Annotated in this window: 1 pseudogene; it reads left to right on the forward strand. The window is 54.0% G+C overall.

The features are described from left to right. Positions 1–374, forward strand: a pseudogene (locus H735_RS31240) (tandem large repeat); the annotation flags it as partial.

The raw sequence follows: 374 nt of genomic DNA on the forward strand, positions 1-374 counted from the left end.
CCCGTCACGTCAGGGTTGACAGTAGGTTTAGTGGTGAAAGACTACCAAGACTTGTCAGGTAACACAGGCGCAGATGACAGCAGTCACTCAATGCCAATTACCCCAATCTTGGCGATCACGCCAGTAGGCAATGTGGATGGCACGAATGCGGCCTCATTGCAGATTGCGGGGACGTCAACACGCTTTGAAGGCCAAACGGTGAACGTAGAAATCAAAGCGCAAGGCAGTGAAACGGCTATCGTGAGCAGCAATGCCACGGTGCAAAGCGGCGGGGCTTGGAAGAGCAACGCGATGGACATCAGTGGTGAGACAAATGGCACCTACAACGTGGTGGTGACGGGGACCAACGCATCCAATGTCGAGGTCACAGAAAC

The organism is Vibrio owensii CAIM 1854 = LMG 25443 (assembly GCF_000817815.1).
Classification (GTDB): Bacteria; Pseudomonadota; Gammaproteobacteria; order Enterobacterales; family Vibrionaceae; genus Vibrio; species Vibrio owensii.